We start from the raw sequence: 21,655 nt of genomic DNA, 5'->3' as shown, positions 1-21,655 counted from the left end.
ATATAATCACCTCATTAGTTATGTCAGTTATAACCTCTGAGCGTGTCTAAATCTATTAAGCCACTACACAGACACGCTCCCGGCGTGGCTGCGACTCTCGCGGAATTATTCGCCCCATCCATGGGGCTCACCCCTTCGGGGCCAACGCTTTGCGTTGTTCAAATTGGCTCCCGGCCAATTTGTCCTGTGTGCTCGCCCGGCCCTGCGGCTCCATTCGGCAATGATTTTTACGCCCCCACCACCTCTGCAAATCTTTTGGTATGTAAGGAAATAGTAGGTAGGGGTATTCATGGATTCTTATTCCAGCGTAAAGGCGCAATATTCGCTATGCTGTCGCCCTTTATTCAGCGGCAACAGGAGTCTGCATGCCCGTTCCCCCCGCACTGCTTGAACTAAACAGCGTCAGTTACCGCCTTAACGATCGCCCCCTGCTTCAGGCCCTCTCCTTTTCCCTTGCCCCCGGCGAGTTTGTGATGCTGCGCGGCCCATCCGGCAGCGGCAAAAGTACCCTGCTGAAGCTGATGGCCTCGATGCTGACGCCTGACAGCGGCCGCATCCTGTTTACCGGGCAGGACATCGCCGCGCTTGACCCGGTCGCCTACCGGCGGCAGGTCTCGTACGGTTTCCAGTCGCCGCAACTGTTCGGCGACACCGTGCGGGACAATCTGGCGTTTCCTTACCTGATCCGCAACCTGCCGGTGGATGAGGCGAGGATCCGTGACGGGCTGGCGCAGGCCGCGCTGCCGGAGGCGACCCTGACGAAGCCGGTCACGGCGCTCTCCGGCGGTGAAAAACAGCGGGTGGCGCTGCTGCGCAACCTGCAGTGTATGCCGCGCGTGCTGCTGCTTGATGAAGTGACCAGCGCGCTGGATGAGGAGAACAAACAGCGGATCGGCGCGTTTATCCGCCACGAGACGCGCCAACACCGCACCGCCGTGGTGTGGGTCAGCCACGACCGGCAGGAAGAATGCCAGGCTGACCGGGTGCTGTGGCTGGAAAACCAGCACGTCACTGACCTTCCCCCCTCTGCCGTGGAGCAACCATGACTCACCCTGCGATAACCAACAGTTCCCTGATAATGGCACTGGGTCTGGTGCTGGTTGCCCTGCTGGTCAGCCGCCGTGAAAAACTCGGGCTGGAAAAAGAGATGATCTGGAGCATCATCCGGGCCGTGGTGCAGCTGGTGCTGGTCGGCTACGTGCTGAAAACCCTCTTCGCGCTGGACAACACCTGGCTGACGCTGCTGATGGTGCTGTTCATCTGTTTCAACGCGGCGCTCAATGCGCGCAAGCGCAGCCGTAACCTGCCGCACGCGTTCACGATCTCGTTTGCGGCCATCGGGGTGGCCACCGGGCTGACGCTGGCGCTGCTGCTCGAAAGCGGCGCAATTGCCTTCCTGCCAATGCAGGTGATCCCTATCACCGGCATGATCGCCGGTAACGCGATGGTCGCGGTGGGCCTCTGCTATACCCAGCTCCGCCAGCGTTTCCGCGACCAGCAACAACAGGTGCTGGAGATGCTGAGCCTCGGCGCAGCCCCCGGCCAGTCGTCACGCGCCATTCTGCGCGGCAGCATCCGCGCGGCGCTGATCCCGACCGTGGACGCGGCGAAAACCGTGGGGCTGGTGAGCCTGCCGGGCATGATGTCCGGGCTGATTTTTGCCGGGGTCGATCCGGTGATGGCGATTAAGTACCAGATCATGGTGACCTTTATGCTGCTCTCCACCGCCAGCCTGGCGGCGATCATCGCCGGTTACCTCGCCTGCCGCACCTTCTTCAATGCCCGGCAACAGCTTACCCTGCCCGGCACGGAGTAACGGCGGATACGGATTAACGGATCGTGAGGCGGTACTTCTGCAGCAGCCCCAGCGCCGCCTCCAGCGGCAGCGAGACCTCGTTGATGGCGTTGCTTTCGGCGTCCAATACCAGCCCTTCGCTGTCGAGGAAATTGGCCCCGTTCAGGCAGCAGTGCTCAAAGGTGGTGTGGATGAACTCGCTGCCGGTGAAATTGCTTTTGCGCAGGTCACAGCGGGTGAACTGGGTGTCGATCAGGTTGCAGTGGGAGAACTCAATCTCCGGCAGGCTGTTGCCGTGGAAAGTGTTGTAGATAAGTTTGCTGCCGGTCATGCAGAAAGAGAGTGGAAAGTTGAGGCTTTCCCATTGGATGCCGAGCACTTTGCACGCCTGAAAACGCACCGACAGCACTGAAAGGTGCTGGTGCGTGAGGTTGGTCAGGCTGCAATTGATAAACTCGCACTGTTCAAACGAACAGGAGGCGAGCGCCAGCGAGGAGAAATCACACCCTTCGAAGGTGCACTGGTAGAAGCCCAGCCCGCTGATGCGTTTATCTTTAATCCGCAGTGATCTGAAATGCCGGTTCTCGACCGGGCGATAGTGGCGCATAAATACGTACCTGTCCTTTGCCGGGAATGGCGGGGGTAATCCGGTTACAGCCGCAGATTTTCCCCCTTAATCTGCCCGATCCCCGGCAGGCAGGCAACCGGCCGGTGCCGGTTTTCAGCATTATGCCCGGTGGCGCGTCAGCGCCTGTCCGGTGCGGGCTGTACCGCCCCGGATTCCAGCGAGGCACGCAGGCAGACCGTCTGGTGGATTTCGATGTCGAAATAGTCCGCTTCCGCCCCTTCGTTCAGGTAGCGCTCATAACAGGCACCCAGGCACGGGCGGTATTCGCTCTCCAGCAGGCGCTGCTCGTAGAACTCACGCCACGCTTTCACAAAATCGGTCTTGAACACCCGGGTGCGCCACATGGCGTAGATTCCGCCGGGGATTACCTGCTGCGTAATGCGCACATTGCCGCGCGTCATCTGCTCCGGCGGCGGCAGCGTCATGCCCTCTTCAAAGGTGAACACCACATCAGCGCGCAGCGTCTCCTGCGCAATGGTCAGCGGGTTGTCCCAATAGAGGCTCATGATGTCACCGCCGCTGATATTGCGCGCCTTACGCCAGCGGGTCAGTTGGGTAAACCCCAGCGGAATGGTGCGCTCATAAGGGCCGACGACCCGGACGCCATACACGACCTGATCCGGCTGTTCCGTAATAATCAATGACATACTCTCTCCTCACGGCATGGGCTGTGGCCGCAGCAGCAGGCGGAACACGCCTGTTTCCCGGGCGGGCGCGGGCCTGATGCGCCCCGCTTTACAGGTTAGGATAGACTATCCGGCGCAGGGTGGCAGCAGGCGGCAGGGTTAAGGATGGCCTCTTAATGCAGGATAAATCTTATACATTCTTTCTCAATCGTATCGGTTCTGATAGGCTGGTTATAATTACAGTGATGGAGTGAATGTTTTGGCCAGACGTGCTTCCGCCCACCGGCTTGAGTTTGAACCGGCGGCAATTTACCAATACCCCGAGCATCTGCGTGACTCCCTGGACGCCCTGCCGAAGTGCCCCGGCGTTTATGTGTTTCACGGTGACAGTGACGTGATGCCGCTCTACATCGGCAAAAGTGTCAATATCCGCAGCCGGGTGCTGTCACACCTGCGCACGGTGGAGGAAGCACGGATGCTGCGCCAGTCGCGCCATATCACCTTTATCCCCACGGCCGGGGAAGTGGGCGCATTGTTGCTGGAAGCGCAGATGATCAAGCAGCAACAGCCGCTGCACAATAAGCGGCTGCGCCATAACCGCCAGCTCTGCTCTTTGCAGGTGCTCGACGGCAAACCCACGGTGGTGTATGCCAAAGAGATCGACTTCTCCCACGCGCCGGGGCTGTATGGGCTCTACTCCAGCCGCCGCGCCGCCCAGCAGACGTTGCTGACGCTGGCGGATAACCACCAGCTCTGCCACGGCCTGCTCGGGCTGGAAGCGACCCGCGTCGGGCGCGCCTGTTTCCGCGCCAGCCTGGGGCGCTGTGCCGGGGCCTGTTGCGGTAAGGAGACGGTAGAGGCGCACAACCAGCGCCTGCTGGATGCGCTGGCCTCGGTGCGGGTGGTCTGCTGGCCCTACCCGGGCGCGATTGCCCTGGTGGAGGAGCGGCCGGGCATGAAGCAGTACCACATCATCCATAACTGGTTCTATCTGGGGTCAGTGGAGGATCTGGCTGATGCGCCGCGCCTGAAAGCCACGGCCAAAAGCTTTGACAGCGACGGCTATAAAATCCTGTGCGGGCCGATCGTCCGCGGCAAGCTGCCGATCGTAGAGCTGTAACGGGTAACCGGGCGGGATAAGGCGGAATGTGCCCTCTGTCCCGTAAATGAAAGTGCCATAAATGAAACGCCTGTGCCGGCCATGAAATGTTTAACGCGGCCGCCGGGCGTCAGCGCACCGGCAGGCGGCGCAGAAACGCCGTATGGGCGGCAGACTGCACCTGTTTCAGCGCGGTTTTCAGGGCCACCAGGGCGGTGTCACACCAGTCTACCCGCAGATCCAGATCGGGGTAACGGCGTTCGCCATACACCTGCAGGGCAGCCGCTTTAACCCCGCGCACATCACCCCCGGCATGTTCACCGGCCAGCAGCGCCAGCAGCAGCCGGGTCGCCAGTGGTTTGCCCTGGGATTTCAGCCAGCTGTTCATCATCCCTTGCAATACCCCACGCCCGGCCAGGAAACTGCCGGCAATCGCCACCTGATCGGCCTGCACATGCCCGGCATACCCCTCACATTCTGCCCCGGTCCAGGCCGCCGTACGGCCAAAACGATCCAGAACAATCAGTTGCCGCCCGGCCCGCCCCTTATCGGCACTCAGCAACCGCTCCAGCGTACAGGCGGCATTGACGCCTGAACCAAGCTGCGCCAGCCCTTGTGCGCCGTAAAGCGGGTTCGGCATCCCCTGGCTGGCAAGCACCCCAACCTGTGAAAACCCGTGCGGCACCAGCGCGCCAATTGCCGGCTGGCCGGCGGCCACCGCCACTCCCAGCGCCCCTGTCGCCTCATCCCGCGCCACAATAGAAAATGTCATGCCAATCCTGCCTGTGCTGTCCTGCAGCCTCCCCGGCTGCCCTGCTGGGTTACAGGGACTTCCCTGTTGTTGATGACAAAACCGGGAACGTTCCCTGATATTAAAACATTTATGATTATAAATAACATCATGTCTATTTGTTAGCAAAACCTTGGTTTCTTGTATATTTAGTGTGCCGTTGCTCACATATCTATATTAAAAGCGCATCTAATTACTAATGATTGTCATAAAAATAGTTCATCATGCTAAGTATTGTGTTTCGCCGCCTTTAGTGATCCCTCTATGCTGGCCAGGCTTGCACATCCGCACCGGAAAACTCCGCCTTTCCGGCTGACCGTATCTGCATGCTGCCCTCACCAGGTGATACGTTAATATCGCCGCTGCGAACGCATTTTCCATCGTTAATTTTTCAGGCCTGGCTTTGCCGGCCGATGTTGCATATTGCAGAAGGGCCCTGACACGAGCCCCAGGAGAATGCCTTTTCCGTGAACCGGAAAAACGTATGTGCCCGATATGTAACTGGGCAAGGCTGGCCCCCTGCTGTCCGGCATGGGTTTTTTAAGGGAACTATGATGACTGAACACGACGACAAGCCAGACGTGGCCCGGCGTAAACGCACTGATGAAATCGCCCACGCAATTAAAGACAACATCATTGAACAAAACCTGGGGCCGGGCGACCGCCTGCCGCAGGAGAAAGACCTGATTAACCAGTTTGCTGCCGGTAAAAGCACGGTGCGCGAGGCGCTGAAATCCCTGGAGGTACAGGGGCTGATCCGCACCCGCACCGGCCCCGGCGGCGGTGCCTTTATTGAAACCATGTCTGAATCCCGCGCCATGAGCCTGCTCTCCAACTACCTGTTTGGTAAAAACATCTCCATTGCGGACATCTATGCCCTGCGCAAGGCGCTGGAACCGCTGGTGGCTGAGAGCGCGATTGGCCGGATTGATGAAGCGGGGTTCGCACGGCTGGAGGCACTGATTGCGGTCTATGACCATGAGCCTGCGGACAATGATGAACGCTGGCGGCAACGGATGGCAGAACTCGATTTTCACTCGCTGGTGGCCAGCTACTCTGATAACAGCCTGCTGGCGTTTATGTGCCGTTTTTTACAACGACTGCTGAAGGAGCTGGCGATCTGCAAAGACATCTACCTGCTCTCCCGGCCGGTGGTGCGCCATCAGGGCATTGAATGGCAGCGCCAATTAATTGCGGCCCTGCGTGACCAGGACGGCCCATCAGTACACCGGATTACGACAGACCACATGCAGCATGCTGAGCAGGCGATGCTGGGGTTACAGGCGACGCTGACCAGTCAATTCTTACATGATGAATAGCTGCATGATGACTGGCTGTGCGTTACAGCGGAATGTGATCTGTTTCAGAATTTTTGTTTTATTGGGTTGGAAATTGGATATTTAATTTCAAAAAAGCGTTGGCGGTGGCTAAGGTAACGGCTTGACCTCTCTCAGCACAGGATCGCTACTATGCCACTTCCAACCCATCTCCCTGCTCCCCGGCGGTTGCCGGCCGCTCAGATCCCTGCATTACGCTGGGGCATTTTCGGCCCCGGCTGGATTGCGGAACGTTTTGTTCAATCCCTGCTGCAACACTCCCACCAGCGGATTGTGGCGGTCGGGTCACGCACCCGCCACCACGCGCAGGCCTTTGCCGACAATTTCGGCATCCCACGTGCCCACGGCGGCGGCATCAGTGCGCTGGTGAACGACCCGAATGTGGATGTGGTGTATATCGCCACGCCCCATAACCACCACTTCCCGGCGGCGCTGGCGGCCATCAATGCCGGTAAACATGTGCTGGTAGAGAAACCGCTGGCGCTGAATGCCCAACAGGTACAGGGGCTGGCCGAGGCCGCCGCAGCGAAAAAGGTGCTCTGTATGGAAGCGTTCTGGAGCGACTTCCTGCCGAAATTTGATGTGTTGCGGCAGGTGCTGGCCGACGGGATGCTGGGTGAAGTGCATACCCTGCTGGCAGACCACGGGGAGTTTTTCACCCCCGATCACCGCATTATGGATGCCTCACTGGCCGGTGGGCCGCTGCTCGACCTCGGCACCTATCCGGTGGCGCTGGCGACCAAAACCCTGGGCGCGCCCACGCAGATCCTGGCGATGGGCGAACCGGCCCCGGCCGGGGTAAACGGCCAGGCCTCGATGCTGTTCCGCCACCCGGGCGGCGCACAGTCGGTGCTGAATACCACGCTGTTCAGCCAGACGTCCAACCGGGCGCTGATCGCCGGCAGTGAGGCTACCCTGACCCTGCCGGACTGCTTCTATGCGCCCGGCCCCTTCACCCTCACCACCCATGACCGCCGCCAGACGCTGCACTGGGAAGAGGAGTGCAACCGCTATCAGCAATTGCACCATGAGGCGGAGCATTTCGCCTGGTGCGTGGGGGAAGGGTTGCTGCAATCCCCGGTGCGGCCGCTGAGTGACACGCTGCTGACCATGGCGACCCTGGACGAGGTACGGCGGCAGCTCGGTATCGTGTTTAACGAAGAGAAAGCCTGATCGCCTGACGTTTTCTGTGGCGGCATCCGGCGCTTTTTCATCACGCCCGGCCACGGCTGAAAGATTTCTACATACTCGCTTACCTGCGGTGGGCAGGAATGCCCACCGCATCCACTTTTTCTCCATAATTGCCCCGCAGACTGTCCCCCGCCTGATTTATTGCGCATTTCCTTTATGAATGAGTGACTTGCCTTTCTGTTATTTCCCGCTGACCTGATGGTGATGTTTTCCCCCATGTTTTTTTCCACGCTGCTTCGCCGTTTACCCCCGCTGCTTGCCCTGTTCCCGCTGGTGTTATTTCTGCTGTTGCCGCCCACACCGGCACAGGCCGCGACGCGGAAACCGCGCCTGCAATCGCGTTCGGTATATGTGATTAATGCCGTGACCGGCCGGGTGCTTTACAGCAAAAACAGCGCCCGCGCCTACCCGCTGGCCTCGCTGACCAAACTGATGACCGCGATGGTGGTGCTGGAAGGAAAGCGCCCGTTGACCACCCGCCTCCAGGTTAACCCCACGGATCGGGATCTGCTGAAGAAAACCCATTCGCGCCTCACTGTCGGGTCGGTGCTGTCCCGCCGCGACATGCTGCACATTGCGCTGATGTCCTCGGAGAACCGCGCCGCCGCCGCGCTCAGCCGTTATGCACCGGGCGGGCGGCCCGGTTTTCTGCGCCAGATGAACCGCAAGGCGCGGCAGCTCGGGATGCGCCACAGCCATTTCGTTGATCCGACCGGCCTGTCGCCGCGCAATGTGGCCTCCGCACAGGATGTGGCCCGGATGGCGCGTGCCGCCTGGCACTTCCCGCTGATCCGCCGCTTCTCAACCGATCAGGGCGAGGTGGTCTACCCCGGCCACGGGCGGCTGGTGTACCACAGCTCCAACGGGTTGATCCATAACCACCACTGGCACATCCAGCTGCAAAAAACCGGCTTTACCAACGAGGCGGGCCACTGCATGGTGGTGCGCACACTGATCCACGGTAAGCCGGTGTTAATGGTGATCATGGGCGGGAAAAACCGCTACGCACACTACAGTGACGCGCTGCAACTGAAAAACTGGCTGGCGCGCCACGGTTAGCGCGCCGGAAGGGGTTATTTCTCCTGTTCGACCAGGAAGGTTTTGAACTGCGGGGACATGTAGTGGGCGAAATGGTCGCCCTCGCGGGTGATCAGGTAGACTGCCAGCTGCTGCTGTTTCGCCAGCGCCAGCGCTTTGTCGGTGCCGAGCACCATCAGCCCGGTGTCCCAGGTATCTGCCAGGGTGGCCGTCGGGGCGATCACCGTGGCGGAGACCAGTTTGTGGTTAATCGGGTGGCCGGTGGCCGGGTCGATGACGTGGGAGAGGCGTTTGCCGTCCAGCTCATAGTAGTTGCGGTAGCTGCCGGAGGTGCTGATGCCGTGGCCCTGCAGATCCACAATCGCCTGCACCGCGTTCTCCCGGTCGGTGGGTTTCTGGATCGCCACCTGCCACGGTTTGCCCTGCGGGTTATGGCCGCGTGACAGCACCGCGCCGCCCACCGACACCAGATAGTTGCTGATGCCGTGTTGCTCCATCAGCCGGGCCAGGTGGTCCGTGGCGTACCCCTCGCCCACCGTGGAGAGATCCACATACAGCCCCGGCAGATCCTTTTGCAGCCACTGGCCGTCAGCGCGCGCGGTCACCGTCAGGTGTTGCAACCCCACTTTTTGCTTTGCTGCGGCAATCTGTGCCTCATCCGGCGTCTTGACCGGCTGCTTGTCTGGCCCGAAGCCCCACAGGTTCACCAGCGGGCCGACGGTAATGTCCATGGCACCCTGCGTTAATGTCCCGATCCGTAAGGCCGTGACCACCACATCCGCCATGTCGGCGCTGATCGGCTGCGGCGCACTGCCCTGGTAACGGTTAAAGCGTGACAGCACCGAGTCCGGCTTATAGGTGGAGATTTCGTGGTCGTCGGTGTTCAGCACGTTCAGGATGTCGCGTGCCAACGCCGGGCGCTGAGCCTTGTCGACCCCCGCCACACTGACGCGGTAAACGGTGCCCATGATCTTGCCCTCAATCACCATGCCGGGGTCGGCGGGTGCGCCGTCACACCCGGCCAGCAGCAGCACCCCGGCCAGCAGGCCCCACGTGCGGGCGGGAAAAAGGGAAGATAGGGAAAGGGGGAATGGCATAACAGGTTATCCGGCAAAAAAATCAGGCGCTGATTTCACCAAATCGGGCGGGGAATTGCAGCAACCCCGCCTCAACAAAGCGAAAAAAACCGGCCTGGGGCCGGTTTTGGCGGGTCAGCGGCTGTGTTTGGCGTGCCGCTCCCAGTTTTGTTGCTTGGCCTGCGCGGATTTTTTCAGCACCACGTAGCAGGCCCCCGGCCCGCCATCCTGTTTCAGCGCCTCGCAGTACGCCTGTACCTGATCGAGCTGCTTCAGCCATTTGGCCACGTAACTGCGGATGATATTGGCATGGCTGTTGGCGTCGCGCCCGCGGCCATGCACAATCAGCAGGGTACGCCACTGGTTTTCCTGCGCGCTGAGGTAGAAGTCAAACAGCATCTGGCGGCACTCCGCCACCGGCTTTCGCAGCAGGTTCAGGGTGGCCTGCGTGGGATATTTGCCTTTGCGCAGCTTGTCCAGTACGCCTTGCTGCACGCCGGGGTCTTTGTAATCCAGCGGCTCATCCAGCGCGATAATATCCAGAAAACCCTGGGTCAGCGGGTTGTCCAGCGCCTTGAGGCGCGCCTCTTCCGCCTCGCGGCGTTCGGCCGGGCTGCTGCTCTTGAGGTAAACCACACTGCGCTTCTCTGACAGCGGCGTTACGCCCGCCATCTCCTGACTGAACAGGTCATCATCATCACTCATTCTGGTTTCCTCCTGAGGTGTAGTGTAGCCACGATGTTGCCCGCAGGAAACCGGTACGCCGCAAGCAGCTATACTCAAGGCCGGGCCATCAGGGAGCAGCGCAATGGGACGAGGTATCAGGCGGGGAGTGGTCATTGGGGTATTGGCTGCCGCAGCGATCGCCGTGCCGCGGCTGTTTCCGGACTGGCGGCCGTGGATCATGGCGCAGATCCCGCCCGGTTATAACCCGTTTGTGCCGCTGACGGTGGATGACCCGCCCACCTTTGTGACCCGCTTTAAATTGCGCCGCCTGCAAAACGATCCGGCGGCCTGTTTGCAGGTGCTGACGCAGGCGCGCGAGCGCGGCCGCATCAGCTTTACCCTGCCCGCCCCGCTGGGCGGCAAATGCCCGTTACCGGCCCCGGTGCGCGTCACCCGTTTCGGCCCGGTGGCGCTGAGCAGCAGCTTTCTGGCCAGTTGCCCGCTGGCGCTCAGCAGTGCGATGTTCGTCAGCCAGGCCGCCGCGCCGCAGGCCAGAGAGCTGCTCGGCAGCCGCCTGACGCGCATTGACCACCTCGGCAGCTACGCCTGCCGCAATATCTACCACCGGGAACATGCGCGGCTGAGTGAACATGCCACCGCCGAGGCGCTGGACGTCGCCGGGTTCCGCCTGGCGGACGGGCGCAGCATCAGCGTGCTGAAACAGTGGCCGCAGGCCACCCCTGCGGCCGGTTACCTGCATCAGGTGTTCAGCCAGAGCTGCCAATTTTTCGGCAACACCCTCGGGCCGGACTACAACGCCGCCCACGCCAACCACTTCCACCTCGGGATGCGCGGCTTCGGCATCTGCCGGTGATTAGCCGCCTGAATGCCTTTCGCCGCGTGATTTATCCGCCGTTTTGGGGTTATGGCAAAAGGATACGCTGGCTGGTGCAAAAAACAGCAATGATAACATTCAGAATTTGTCTGTTTACAGCCGAACCATTGCCTGTCTGAATAGCGTATATACTTTTAACTGGCCACACCGTCACTGTGACAGAAAAGTGCCGTGCAGGGGGCCGGAGGCTCCCTTGTCCACGGAACGCAGAGAGATCGGCTGAGTGCGCGATCAGGACCATGATTTGGGGAACGACAATGCCGTATCTGGATAATTCACTGCTTATTTTTACCGATTTGGACGGCTCCCTGCTGGATCACGACGATTACAGCTGGAAGCCCGCACAAGGCTGGCTCGACCAGCTGGCGGCGCATCAGGTGCCGGTGGTGATCACCACCAGCAAGACCGCCGCAGAAGTTACGGAACTGCAAAAGGCGCTGAACCTCACCGAGGTGCCGTTTATCGCCGAAAACGGCGCAGTGATTGCCCTGCCGGAGAGCTGGGGCGACCACCTCGCGTATCCGCGCAAAGTGTTTGGTGCCGAATATGGCGAAATCCGAAAAATCATCGACGCGCTGCGGCTGCGCTATGATTTTGAGTGCCGTGGTTTTGGTGACGTCAACGCCGCGCAGGTGGCGGACTGGACGGGTTTACCGCTTGACGACGCGCAACTGGCCATGACGCGTGAAGGCTCCGAGCCGCTGGTGTGGTTCGGTGATGAGCGGGATCTGACGCGTTTTGAGGGTTACCTGAACCAGGAAGGCCTGGCGCTGACCCGTGGCGGCCGGTTCTGGCATGTGATGGGGGCCGGCGTCAGCAAGGGCCAGGCGGTGCAGTGGCTGGCCGGGGAGTACCGCCGCCGGCGCGGCCACCCGATGGTGACCCTCGGCCTGGGCGATGGGCCGAATGACCTCACGATGCTTGAGGCGGTAGACCATGCCGTGGTGATCCGCGGGCACCATGACCAGCCGATGCCGCTGAACCATGAGGGCAGCGACAGAATATTCCGCACCACCCTGTACGGCCCGCAGGGCTGGAAACAGGGGCTGGACCATTTTATTAAGAAGAGTGCGCCGGTCTGAGGCCGCGTTTTCTTCCATTTTTCAGGACAGGTTTTGCCGTTTCTCTGTTTTGGGTAAGGGAATACCGGCACCCGCAGAGGTGCCCTGCGCCGGCCTTTATGGGCGGCTAAAGTCCCAATACGTTTATTAATTCTAAAAGTGGAGCGTTTATGAGTGATTTTTATCAGGACGGTGTGATTACCAACTTCCATAACTTTTCCCGCCGTAAGCTGGAAGAGCTGGAGTACGATCTGCAGGTGTTCTCCGGGCGACGTTCCATGGGGCTGATTCTGCCTTCCCTGTTCTCCGAACTGGAAGGCCCGGCACTGACGCACATCGTGGATGAGCTGTGCAAGGTGAACTACCTGGAAGAGATCGTCATCGGCCTGGATCGCGCTGACCGCGATCAGTTTTTGTTTGCCCGTGAGTTCTTCAGCCGCCTGCCGCAACGCCACCGTATTCTGTGGAATGACGGCCCGCGCCTGAAAGCGCTGGATGAGGAGCTGGCGAAAGAGGGCCTCTCCCCGCAGGAGCCGGGCAAAGGCCGTAACGTCTGGTTCTGCGTGGGTTACACCCTCGCCTCACGCCGCACCACCGCCGTCGGCCTGCACGATTGTGACATTGTCACCTATAACCGTGAAATGCTGGCGCGCATGATGTACCCGATCGCCAACCCGAACTTCCATTACGACTTTTGTAAAGGGTATTACGCGCGCGTGGCCAACGGCAAACTCAACGGCCGCGTGGGCCGCCTGCTGGTCTACCCGCTGCTGAAATCCCTGGAGCGCGTGTATGGCCGCTCGGACTTCCTGGAGTACCTGCGCAGCTACCGCTACCCGCTCTCCGGCGAGTTCGCGATGCGTACCCATGTGCTGAATGACCTGCGCATCCCGAGTGACTGGGGCCTGGAGATCGGCGTGCTCTCTGAGTTGCACCGCACTACCTCCACCAAGCGTATCTGCCAGGTGGATATTGCCGACAATTACGACCACAAGCACCAGCCGATGTCTGAGGATGACGCCACCGCCGGCCTGCAACGCATGAGTATCGACATCACCAAGGCGCTTTACCGCAAACTGGCGATCCTGGGTGTGCCGATCACCAGCGAATCGTTCCGCGTGCTGCGCGCCACCTACTACCGCACGGCGCTGGACATGATCGATGACTTCGACCACGACGCGCGCATGAATGGCCTGACCTTCGACCGCCACAGCGAAGAGTCGGCGGTGGAGATGTTCTCCAACGCGATCATGGAAGCGGGTGCCGCCTTCACGGACACGCCAAGCGAAAAACCGTTCATCCCGAGCTGGAGCCGCATCCAGTCTGCGTTCCCGGATATGCTGGAACGCATCTACGACGCGGTGGAAAAAGATAACGCGGGTGACGTGTAGCCTTTTAGTCACGCAATAAGCGTATAAGAGATGCCGGTCAGGCCACTGACCGGCATTTTTTATGGCAGTCAGGCACTGCGCACCTGGATACTTTCGTCAAACTGCTGCCGGTATTGGGTCGGGCTGAGGGCTACATGTTTACGGAAGAGGCGTGAAAAGTAGAGCTGGTCTTCATAACCTACCATTCTGGCGATGGTGGCAATCGGCAATTGGCTTATCTGTAACAGGCTTTTGGCACGGCTGACCCGCTGCGTCTCGCGCCAGCAGAGGATGGTGGTGTCCAGTTCCTGCCGGAACAGGTGCGCCAGCCGCGAGGGGGAAAGATAGACGCGCTGCGCCAGCTCCTCAATTTTGACATCCCGGTCGAGATTCTCATTCAGGTACTGGCAGAGGGCAGCAATACGCGGATCGCAGGTGGGCACCGGCTGCGCCGGCAGCAGTTGCTGGCAGCACAAAATCAGCTTCTCCAGCGCATTCATCGCCAATGCTTCAGAAAGGTGGCCACCGCTGTCGCTGAACGTCAGGATCGCCTGGAACAGCGTCATCACTTCTGCCGCCGGCTGCGCACCCGGCAGCCGCAGCCGTTTGACGCCCAAACCGGGCTGGTGCCAGTCCAGCCAGTCAATCCAGTAGGGGCGTGGGCGGAAATAGACCCACAGATGATCCCAGCTGTCGCTGTCTGCCGCCCGCCGATAGTGGTGCGGCGCACCGGGCGGGAACAGCAGCATGTCGCCCGGTACACAATATTGCCGCGTGTCGTAGGTTTCCACCTCCCCTTTGCCGGTCAGCGTCAGGTTCAGGATGTAGCCTTTCATGCCCTTGGGGCGGTTGATCAGGTCATCCAGTACGCTGCCGGCGGCGATCGGCGTAAAGCCGGCCACCAGATAGGCGTGGAAGCTGAAATTTTTCATCAGCGGTGAATGGCGCAGAAAATTAAACGCCGCCGGGTTGTCCATCTGCCCTGCTCTCCTGTTTTTGGTTATGACGGGGAAGCCACGATCGCCACGCCCCACGGCGGCAGATCCCAGGTGCCGTCCATGTCGTTTCCGCTGAGCAGTTCGCGGCCTGTTATGCCGGTGACCTGTTGCGGTTCGCCGGAGAAATTCAGGCAGTAGCGCACCCGTTCCCCCGCCGGGTTGACGCCGCCGCGCACCACCAGCGGAAACACCTGTGCGGTGTGCCGGGATGCCAGCGCCTCACTGCCCAACCGCTGCATCAGGATTTTGATCAGATCACCGTGCGGCAGGAAACCGATATACAGGGCGGTGCCGCGGCCATAGCGGTGTTCGGTCACTGCCGCATAATCCCCCCAGGCCGGGTGGTCGTAGTGCGCCAGCACGTCTGCGCCGTCCGGGGTCAGCAGCTCCATCCACATCCCTACCTGGGTTGCGGTTTCCGGCAGTGCCAGCCTTTTTGGGCGCAGCGTGGCGCCGTCCGGCAGTACAAACTGGCTGTAACGGACGCCGCAGCAGTGGCTGAGCAGCCCCGGTTGCACGCATGTCCGCACTTTGACCTGTTCGTCACTGAACCCCGAGCGGAAACTTAGCAGCGCCTTGCCGCCTTTCTCCACGTAAGCATTGATCCGGTGCAGCAGCGCATCTTCCGCCGCGTACAGCGCGGGGATCACAATCACTTTATACCGTTCACTTGATTCATTCACGTCATTGATAATATCGATCGGGATGTTCTCTTCATACAGCGCATCATAAAAGCGCCGTACCACATCATTGTAGGCATTGCCCTCTGTACCCTGCGGTTTGAACGCATTGAAGGCATCCATCGCCTCGTTGCTGACCAGCAGCGCCACCTCATTGGTGACCCGCAGATCTGCCAGTTGCGGCGCCAGCCGCTGGAAATCTGCGCCAATGGTGGCCGCTTCCCGATACGTTGGGTTGGCGGCGAAATCATGGCTGAGCAGCCCTTTCCAGTACGTCTCAAACGAGTTATGGATCGAGTGCCAGTGCCAGTAAGAGACCATATTGGCCCCGGAGGCCAGGTGGCTGAAGGCCTGCAACCTTAACTGGCCGGGGAATGGCGTCCACTGTGCGAAGCCCTGGGCCTGCGTCTCCATGACAAAATAGTTGCCGCCGCCTTTCATACCGCGCGCCATATCACCGCCAAAGGCGATCTCTTTGCCGGTTAGCTGGCGTTGGGACGGGTGGTAAATATCGACGCTGGCAAGGGTCATCGCTTTTGCCGCAGCAAAATGGTCGACCCGGGGCTGCACACCGTAAGAGTAACCACGCCACTCAAAATCAAAATTTTGGGTGACAAACTGATCCGGGCGGCGTACCTCATTCACCAATGCGGCCTGCCACGCCAGATACTCCGTGACGCACCGGCGCTGGAAGCGTGAGAAAGCACAGGCCAGGCTGGCGTTGATGGTGGCTTCCGGCGGCGGGAAGTCCTGCCAGTCGTCAATGCGGTTGCTCCAGTAGTCCAGCCCCCAGGCACGGTTTATGGCATCGGTGTCACCAAATTCTTCCTGAAGATGGCGGACGAACTTCCCGCGCATTACCGGCCCGCAATTGTCATAGTGCTTGGTTTCGTTATCCACCTGATAACCGATAATCGCCGGGTGATCTTTCACATGCGCCAGCAGCGTGCGGATAATGGTTTCCGCATGGCGTAAAAAGTCCGGGTTGACGATGTCCATGATCTGCCGCCGCCCATACTTCTGCTGCCCCTCCGGGGTGGTGACCATGATGGCGGGATACTTACGGGCCAGCCAGGCCGGGATCGCGTAGGTCGGGGTGCCGATGATGACGCTGATGCCGGCCGCATGCATGGCATCCAGCACCCGGTCAATATGGAAAAAGTGATACTCGCCCTCACGCGGCTCTAAGGTGCTCCAGGTGGATTCCGCAATCCGCACCACATTAATATTGGCGTCGCGCATCATGGCAATATCCTGCGCCAGCCGGTCGGCGGGCATATATTCATCATAATAGGCTACGCCATAATAGAGTTTGCTCATGTCATTTCTCTCTGTTAGTAATAATAAATCAGCTGGGAACGGCATCCTGTACTATTGGGCGGCGAATGGCCGACAGGGTGACACAGGAAATCAGGGTGAACCCCAGTGCGGTTAATCCGAGGATAATATAGGTGTCACGGAAATCGAGGGTGCTGTACATTTTCCCAATCACGCTCGACAGGAATATTTCGCTGAACCGTTTTGAAAACTGGAAACCGATTAAATACACGGTGGCGGAAATGGCGGCATTAAAGTTGGCCCCGATATATTTCAGCCCCGCCACCAGAAACACCGAACTCTCAAAGCCGTGCAGCATTTTAACGGCGCTGATGCTGACCGGCCCGATGGCATAGGCGGAGCCGACAATCCGCAGGCTCATGATTAACCCGCAATAGATCAACGCATTTTTGGGGCCGATTTTATTCACAAACCAGGGGGCAAAAAACATCACGACGGCATCCAGGAAGATCTGCGCGGTATAGAGGTAACCGAAGACCGCCGCCCCTTCTGCTTTGGTGGCAAAGAACCTGCTGTAATAAATGGCGAACTGCTGGTCATAGGTTTCATAGACTGCCCCGACGCCCACCATATACAGGGCAAAAAACCAGAAACGCCGCATTTTCAACAGGTCACCGACATCGGTCAGGGTAATTTTGCGCGTCACTGCCCCCAGTCCGTGCAGGGGGGCCGGGGCTTCCGGCCGGGTCACATACACCACGGCCAGCAAAGCAACACCGGCCAGCGACGCCATCCAGAAGATGTAGTCCTGATTGATGCCGTACAGTTCCCCCGCCATAAAGGTGCCGAAGGCTGCGCCCAGCCCACCAAACATCCGGGCGCGGCCAAACTCAAAGCCACTCATCCGGCTGACTTTATCAATATAGGCCTCACAGACGCCGCACCCGGCACCAAATGCAAAGCCAATATAAATACCGCCGGCTAACGCACCCAAAAAGACGTTATATTTCATCAGGGGGGCGAACACCAAAATCCAGTAAGGTGCAAACAGCACCATAATAACGGCCAGCATCCACATTAAGTTTTTACGGAATTGCAGGCGGTCGGAAATAAACCCAAACAGTGGCTGAATACAGACTGAGACAACGGCAGTAAATGAGTAAACCAATCCAACATCACTGTAACTGACGCCAATCGTATCGGTCAGCCATAATGACAAATAGGGATAACAGGCTCCCCAACAAATAAAAAAGAAGAAAAAGAACAGACAACTCATAAGGTAATTTTTATTGGCCCTGAACATGATGCCCTTCCTTTATTTTCATTATGATTATGCCGGTAACGCGATACTGCTGCGCCTTCACAGGGTAAAACATGACTGCTATCCGCGTGATGCGGATACCAATCGGGCGATACACCGTGTTCTGCTGACTAACATACGCAGGCCGCAGTCAGGAATTTAGAGGGAAATCCGCTACCCGTATGAAAAAACTTGCTGCGCCGCAGCAATGTGTGATGCAGCTCCCGATTAGGCAGCGACAACGGTGCACGGGCAGGAAGTCAGCAAAGGGCGGATGGGTGATAACGGGCGGCGAGCCGCCCTGACCAAGGAAAGGGGAAATATGTGGCCGTTACGCCTGTTCAGGCAGCCAGACGCCGTGCGGCCGGATGCCGCTGCAATAGACCACATGAAAACCGTCCGGCGAGCGGAACACCGGGCTGAGGGTGTCGGCGTCCAGCGCGAACAGTACCCGCTCCAGGCAGGCGGGCAACATGCCGCGGGTTACCCAGCCAAGTGAGCCCCCTTCGGCGGCGTGTGGGCCGTCGGAGTGGCGTTGCGCCAGCCGGGGAAAGCGGCGGATGTCGATCAACAGACGCTGGTAAAGGCTGCGCATACGTTGCTCCGTGTCGGCGGCCTGCGCCGGGGTGCAGGCGAGAAACAGATGGCTGGCCAGCCGGCGTTCCGGCAGGTGCAGCGGCGTGGCGGCTTCCGGACGGCGCGCGGAGGCAGGCCGTGGCTGCGGGGCCGGGGCGCAGAATGCCCATGCCTGTTCCGTGGCGTGATGAAGTGTGTCCTGCTCTGCCATGATATCTCCTCCTGCTGCTATGCGACGCAGATGCGATGCTGTGTGATGACCGGGCTGACGCCGCTGCTTCAGCCTTGGTTATAAGGAGTAAGCAAAGGCTGTGCCAGCCCACCGGGCGCGCCCTGCCCACCTTTTCACCCCGCATTTCCCGCGGGTTGGCAGATAACGGTGCAACCACAGCCCCCCGGAAGAAAAGCTGCACACTGCCGGGGCAGCACGCGCTACACTCGGGGTTCTGACAAGCATTCAGGAGAGTGACGATGCTGACACTGTTAATCGGGAAAATGCCGACGCCGCTGGGGGAACTGCTGGTGGTGGCGGATGAGCAAGGCCGCCTGCGCAGCGTGGAGTGGCAGGAGTTTGAGGGCCGGATGCAGCGGTTACTGGCACTGCATTACGGGAAGCCGGGGTTTGTGCTGCGGGAGGCGGTGAACCCGCATGGCCTCGCCACCGCGCTGGAGGCCTACTTCAGCGGCGAGCTGAGCATCATTGATACCCTGCCGGTCGCGACCGGCGGCACAGAATTCCAGCGGCGGGTCTGGGCTGCGTTGCGCACCATTCCCTGCGGGCAGACCCTCAGCTATGGTGCGCTGGCGCAGCAGCTCGGCGTCCCCGGCGCATCCCGCGCAGTGGGTACTGCCAACGGCGCGAACCCGGTGAGTATTGTGGTGCCCTGCCACCGGGTGATTGGGGCCAACGGCACCCTGACCGGCTATGCCGGGGGCGTAAACCGCAAGCAGTGGCTGCTGCACCATGAGGGGGTCACCGGTCATGCCCCGGCACAGCATAAACAACAGTTAAGCTTGCTTTAAGTTAAATTTAAATTCTCTTAAACAGCGCCGGCACCTCTTTTTCTGCGTGTGCACCACCCCTTTTCTTTTTATTTTGGGGTTGGTGTCACGTTTTTTTTGCACAAAATAACAGCACCGAGATCTACCTGTTATTTCCCTATGTAAAATAAGTCTTTATTTTCATGTGCCTATCCCTAACCCCATGCCCTGTCTCATTTTTTTGACATACACCGCGTCTGGGGTGGCTTATCAGTGACCAAAAAAGATGTTAAAATTGACCAATATCAATTCCTGCCTGAGTGACTATTATGATCCCAGAAAAACAGCGCATCATTCGACGTATCCAGTCTGGCGGTTGTGCCATCCATTGCCAGGATTGCAGCATCAGCCAATTGTGCATTCCCTTTACCCTGAACGAACATGAACTCGATCAGCTCGATAATATTATCGAAAGGAAGAAGCCGATTCAGAAAGGACAGGCGCTGTTCCAGGCGGGCGACGAGCTGAAATCACTGTATGCCATCCGTTCCGGCACCATCAAAAGCTACACCATCACCGAGCAGGGCGACGAGCAGATTACCGGGTTCCACCTGGCGGGCGATCTGGTGGGGTTTGACGCCATCGGCACCCATCAGCACCCGAGTTTTGCCCAGGCGCTCGAAACTTCCATGGTCTGTGAGATCCCGTTTGAGACCCTGGACGATCTCTCCGGCAAGATGCCCAACCTGCGCCAGCAGATGATGCGCCTGATGAGCGGCGAGATTAAAGGCGATCAGGACATGATCCTGCTGCTCTCCAAGAAAAATGCGGAAGAGCGGCTGGCCGCCTTTATTTACAACCTGGCGCGCCGTTTCGCCCAGCGCGGCTTCTCACCGCGTGAGTTCCGCCTCACCATGACCCGCGGTGACATCGGCAATTACCTCGGCCTGACGGTGGAAACCATCAGCCGCCTGCTTGGCCGTTTCCAGAAAAGCGAGATCCTCAGCGTGAAAGGCAAATACATCACCATCGAAAATGGCGATGCGCTGGCCCAGCTGGCCGGAAACCCGCGTCAGGTCGCCTGATTTCCCCCCGCGGTTACTGATACAAGTTGTCTATTGGTCGGGATCAATAAATTCAAGCAATTTATTGATCCGACTCACTTCTCCGTCTGTCCTGTTCGCCAATGTTGAGTTACTCTGTATGCTGACAGTCTGTATTTTACAGCTCTGTGAGGAGGACCTTATGGCGAATTATCAACATCTGCTGGTGGCAATTGACCCCAACCAGGATGACCAGCCCGCCCTGCGGCGTGCGGTTTACCTGGTGCAGCACAATGGCGGGCGCATTAAAGCCTTTCTGTCCATTTATGATTTCTCGTATGAAATGACCACCCTGCTTTCGCCGGATGAACGGACTGCCATGCGTCAGGGCGTGATCAGCCAGCGGGCAGCCTGGATCAGTGAGCAGTGTCGTCACTATATTGATGCCGGGGTCCCGATCGAGATCAAAGTGGTGTGGCACAACCGCCCTTACGAAGCGATCATCCAGGAAGTGCTGGCCGAGAAGCACGATCTGGTACTGAAAATGACCCACCAGCACGACCGGCTGGAGTCGGTGATTTTCACCCCGACCGACTGGAACCTGCTGCGCAAATGCCCCTGCCCGGTCTGGATGGTGAAAGACCAGCCGTGGCCGGAAGGCGGCAAGGCGCTGGTGGCCGTCAACCTTTCCAGTGAGGAGCCGTACCATGACCCGCTCAACCTGAAACTGGTGAGCGAAACCCTGGCGCTGGCGAAAAATGTGAACCAGACCGAAGTGCATCTGGTGGGGGCCTACCCGGTGACGCCGATCAATATCGCGATTGAGCTGCCGGACTTTGACCCCAGCGTCTATAACGATGCGATCCGCGGCCAGCACCTGCTGGCGATGAAAAGCCTGCGGCAGAAATTTGGCCTGGGCGAAGAGATGACCCACGTTGAAAAAGGGCTGCCGGAAGAGGTGATCCCCGATCTGGCCGAGCACCTTCAGGCCGGGGTGGTGGTGCTCGGCACCATCGGCCGCACCGGGATTTCAGCGGCCTTTATCGGCAACACCACGGAACATGTGATTGACCACCTGAAATGTGACCTGCTGGCGCTGAAACCGGATGATTTTGTCTGCCCGCTGGAACTGGAACAGCAGGAACCGAAAATGCCGACGGCGGAGCCTACCCCGCCCAGTGAAAATAACCCGGTCTCCTGAGGGCAGCCGGGCCGTTATAAAAGACG

Annotated in this window: 21 protein-coding genes; 12 read left to right on the top strand and 9 right to left on the bottom strand. The window is 59.4% G+C overall.

Annotated elements, in window-relative coordinates:
* Window positions 1–365 precede the first annotated feature (365 nt).
* Window positions 366–1,046 (top strand): iron efflux ABC transporter ATP-binding subunit FetA, encoded by a 681-nt coding sequence (gene fetA, locus CYR55_RS13860; protein WP_101816724.1) that lies wholly within the window; start codon window positions 366–368, stop codon window positions 1,044–1,046.
* The gene (gene fetB / locus CYR55_RS13855; protein WP_101816722.1) at window positions 1,043–1,816 is read left to right on the top strand and encodes an iron efflux ABC transporter permease subunit FetB; all 774 of its coding nucleotides are present in this window, start codon (window positions 1,043–1,045) and stop codon (window positions 1,814–1,816) included. Before fetA ends, fetB begins: the two co-directional genes overlap by 4 nt.
* Before the next feature lie 13 nt (window positions 1,817–1,829).
* Here the strand turns inward: fetB and CYR55_RS13850 are convergent, their stop codons facing one another.
* Window positions 1,830–2,402 carry a pentapeptide repeat-containing protein gene (locus CYR55_RS13850; RefSeq protein ID WP_101816719.1) on the bottom strand — a complete coding sequence of 191 codons (573 nt, stop codon included), beginning with the start codon at window positions 2,400–2,402 and terminating at the stop codon, window positions 1,830–1,832.
* A gap of 137 nt (window positions 2,403–2,539) precedes the next feature.
* Entirely contained in the window at window positions 2,540–3,070 is a 531-nt protein-coding gene (locus CYR55_RS13845; protein WP_101816716.1) for a GyrI-like domain-containing protein, read from the bottom strand.
* A gap of 238 nt (window positions 3,071–3,308) precedes the next feature.
* Between CYR55_RS13845 and cho the strand changes: the two genes are divergently transcribed.
* Window positions 3,309–4,169 carry an excinuclease Cho gene (cho, locus tag CYR55_RS13840; protein WP_101816714.1) on the top strand — a complete coding sequence of 287 codons (861 nt, stop codon included), beginning with the start codon at window positions 3,309–3,311 and terminating at the stop codon, window positions 4,167–4,169.
* Between the two features lie 109 nt (window positions 4,170–4,278).
* Here the strand turns inward: cho and CYR55_RS13835 are convergent, their stop codons facing one another.
* Window positions 4,279–4,920 (bottom strand): DUF1028 domain-containing protein, encoded by a 642-nt coding sequence (locus CYR55_RS13835; protein WP_101816712.1) that lies wholly within the window; start codon window positions 4,918–4,920, stop codon window positions 4,279–4,281.
* A 569-nt stretch (window positions 4,921–5,489) separates the two neighbouring features.
* On the opposite strand from CYR55_RS13835, the gene CYR55_RS13830 reads away from it, so the two are divergent.
* From CYR55_RS13830 to CYR55_RS13820, 3 genes are all read left to right on the top strand, one after another.
* A complete protein-coding gene (locus tag CYR55_RS13830) occupies window positions 5,490–6,257 on the top strand; it encodes a FadR/GntR family transcriptional regulator (RefSeq protein WP_101816709.1) in 768 nt (255 codons plus the stop codon).
* A gap of 150 nt (window positions 6,258–6,407) precedes the next feature.
* Window positions 6,408–7,448 carry a Gfo/Idh/MocA family protein gene (locus CYR55_RS13825; RefSeq protein ID WP_101816706.1) on the top strand — a complete coding sequence of 347 codons (1,041 nt, stop codon included), beginning with the start codon at window positions 6,408–6,410 and terminating at the stop codon, window positions 7,446–7,448.
* Between the two features lie 234 nt (window positions 7,449–7,682).
* Entirely contained in the window at window positions 7,683–8,525 is an 843-nt protein-coding gene (locus CYR55_RS13820) for a serine hydrolase (protein ID WP_206604041.1), read from the top strand.
* Between the two features lie 14 nt (window positions 8,526–8,539).
* On the opposite strand, the gene apbE is transcribed toward CYR55_RS13820, so the two are convergent.
* Window positions 8,540–9,601, bottom strand: coding sequence for an FAD:protein FMN transferase ApbE (gene apbE / locus CYR55_RS13815; RefSeq protein ID WP_101816701.1), 1,062 nt, complete (start codon window positions 9,599–9,601; stop codon window positions 8,540–8,542).
* 114 nt (window positions 9,602–9,715) lie between these two features.
* Window positions 9,716–10,285, bottom strand: a complete 570-nt coding sequence (gene smrA, locus CYR55_RS13810) for a DNA endonuclease SmrA (protein ID WP_101816700.1) — start codon at window positions 10,283–10,285, stop codon at window positions 9,716–9,718.
* Window positions 10,286–10,484: 199 nt separating this feature from the next.
* Here smrA and CYR55_RS13805 point away from each other — a divergent pair, with 199 nt between their 5' ends.
* The 3 genes from CYR55_RS13805 to CYR55_RS13795 all read left to right on the top strand — a co-directional run bounded on the left by CYR55_RS13805 (window position 10,485) and on the right by CYR55_RS13795 (window position 13,593).
* Window positions 10,485–11,120 carry an extensin-like domain-containing protein gene (locus CYR55_RS13805; protein ID WP_420912734.1) on the top strand — a complete coding sequence of 212 codons (636 nt, stop codon included), beginning with the start codon at window positions 10,485–10,487 and terminating at the stop codon, window positions 11,118–11,120.
* Between the two features lie 278 nt (window positions 11,121–11,398).
* Window positions 11,399–12,223 (top strand): mannosyl-3-phosphoglycerate phosphatase-related protein, encoded by an 825-nt coding sequence (locus CYR55_RS13800; protein WP_101816698.1) that lies wholly within the window; start codon window positions 11,399–11,401, stop codon window positions 12,221–12,223.
* Between the two features lie 149 nt (window positions 12,224–12,372).
* Window positions 12,373–13,593 carry a glycosyltransferase family protein gene (locus CYR55_RS13795; RefSeq protein ID WP_072929785.1) on the top strand — a complete coding sequence of 407 codons (1,221 nt, stop codon included), beginning with the start codon at window positions 12,373–12,375 and terminating at the stop codon, window positions 13,591–13,593.
* A 68-nt stretch (window positions 13,594–13,661) separates the two neighbouring features.
* Here the strand turns inward: CYR55_RS13795 and araC are convergent, their stop codons facing one another.
* From araC to CYR55_RS13775, 4 genes are all read right to left on the bottom strand, one after another.
* The gene (gene araC, locus CYR55_RS13790; protein WP_101816697.1) at window positions 13,662–14,549 is read right to left on the bottom strand and encodes an arabinose operon transcriptional regulator AraC; all 888 of its coding nucleotides are present in this window, start codon (window positions 14,547–14,549) and stop codon (window positions 13,662–13,664) included.
* 23 nt (window positions 14,550–14,572) lie between these two features.
* Window positions 14,573–16,570 carry a beta-galactosidase gene (locus CYR55_RS13785; RefSeq protein WP_101816696.1) on the bottom strand — a complete coding sequence of 666 codons (1,998 nt, stop codon included), beginning with the start codon at window positions 16,568–16,570 and terminating at the stop codon, window positions 14,573–14,575.
* A 28-nt stretch (window positions 16,571–16,598) separates the two neighbouring features.
* Window positions 16,599–17,831, bottom strand: coding sequence for an oligosaccharide MFS transporter (locus CYR55_RS13780; RefSeq protein ID WP_101816695.1), 1,233 nt, complete (start codon window positions 17,829–17,831; stop codon window positions 16,599–16,601).
* A 328-nt stretch (window positions 17,832–18,159) separates the two neighbouring features.
* A complete protein-coding gene (locus CYR55_RS13775) occupies window positions 18,160–18,615 on the bottom strand; it encodes a peptidylprolyl isomerase (RefSeq protein WP_101816694.1) in 456 nt (151 codons plus the stop codon).
* Window positions 18,616–18,875: 260 nt separating this feature from the next.
* Here CYR55_RS13775 and ogt point away from each other — a divergent pair, with 260 nt between their 5' ends.
* From ogt to uspE, 3 genes are all read left to right on the top strand, one after another.
* Window positions 18,876–19,427, top strand: a complete 552-nt coding sequence (ogt, locus tag CYR55_RS13770) for a methylated-DNA--[protein]-cysteine S-methyltransferase (RefSeq protein ID WP_101816693.1) — start codon at window positions 18,876–18,878, stop codon at window positions 19,425–19,427.
* A 287-nt stretch (window positions 19,428–19,714) separates the two neighbouring features.
* A complete protein-coding gene (gene fnr / locus CYR55_RS13765) occupies window positions 19,715–20,470 on the top strand; it encodes a fumarate/nitrate reduction transcriptional regulator Fnr (protein ID WP_101816692.1) in 756 nt (251 codons plus the stop codon).
* Window positions 20,471–20,630: 160 nt separating this feature from the next.
* Window positions 20,631–21,629 (top strand): universal stress protein UspE, encoded by a 999-nt coding sequence (uspE, locus tag CYR55_RS13760; RefSeq protein ID WP_101816691.1) that lies wholly within the window; start codon window positions 20,631–20,633, stop codon window positions 21,627–21,629.
* The last annotated feature ends 26 nt before the right edge of the window (window positions 21,630–21,655 follow it).

The organism is Chimaeribacter californicus (genome assembly GCF_002858675.1).
Taxonomy (GTDB): Bacteria; Pseudomonadota; Gammaproteobacteria; order Enterobacterales; family Enterobacteriaceae; genus Chimaeribacter; species Chimaeribacter californicus.
The sequence above is the reverse complement of the archived record's forward strand: the minus strand, read 5'-3'. Positions and strand labels throughout refer to the sequence as shown.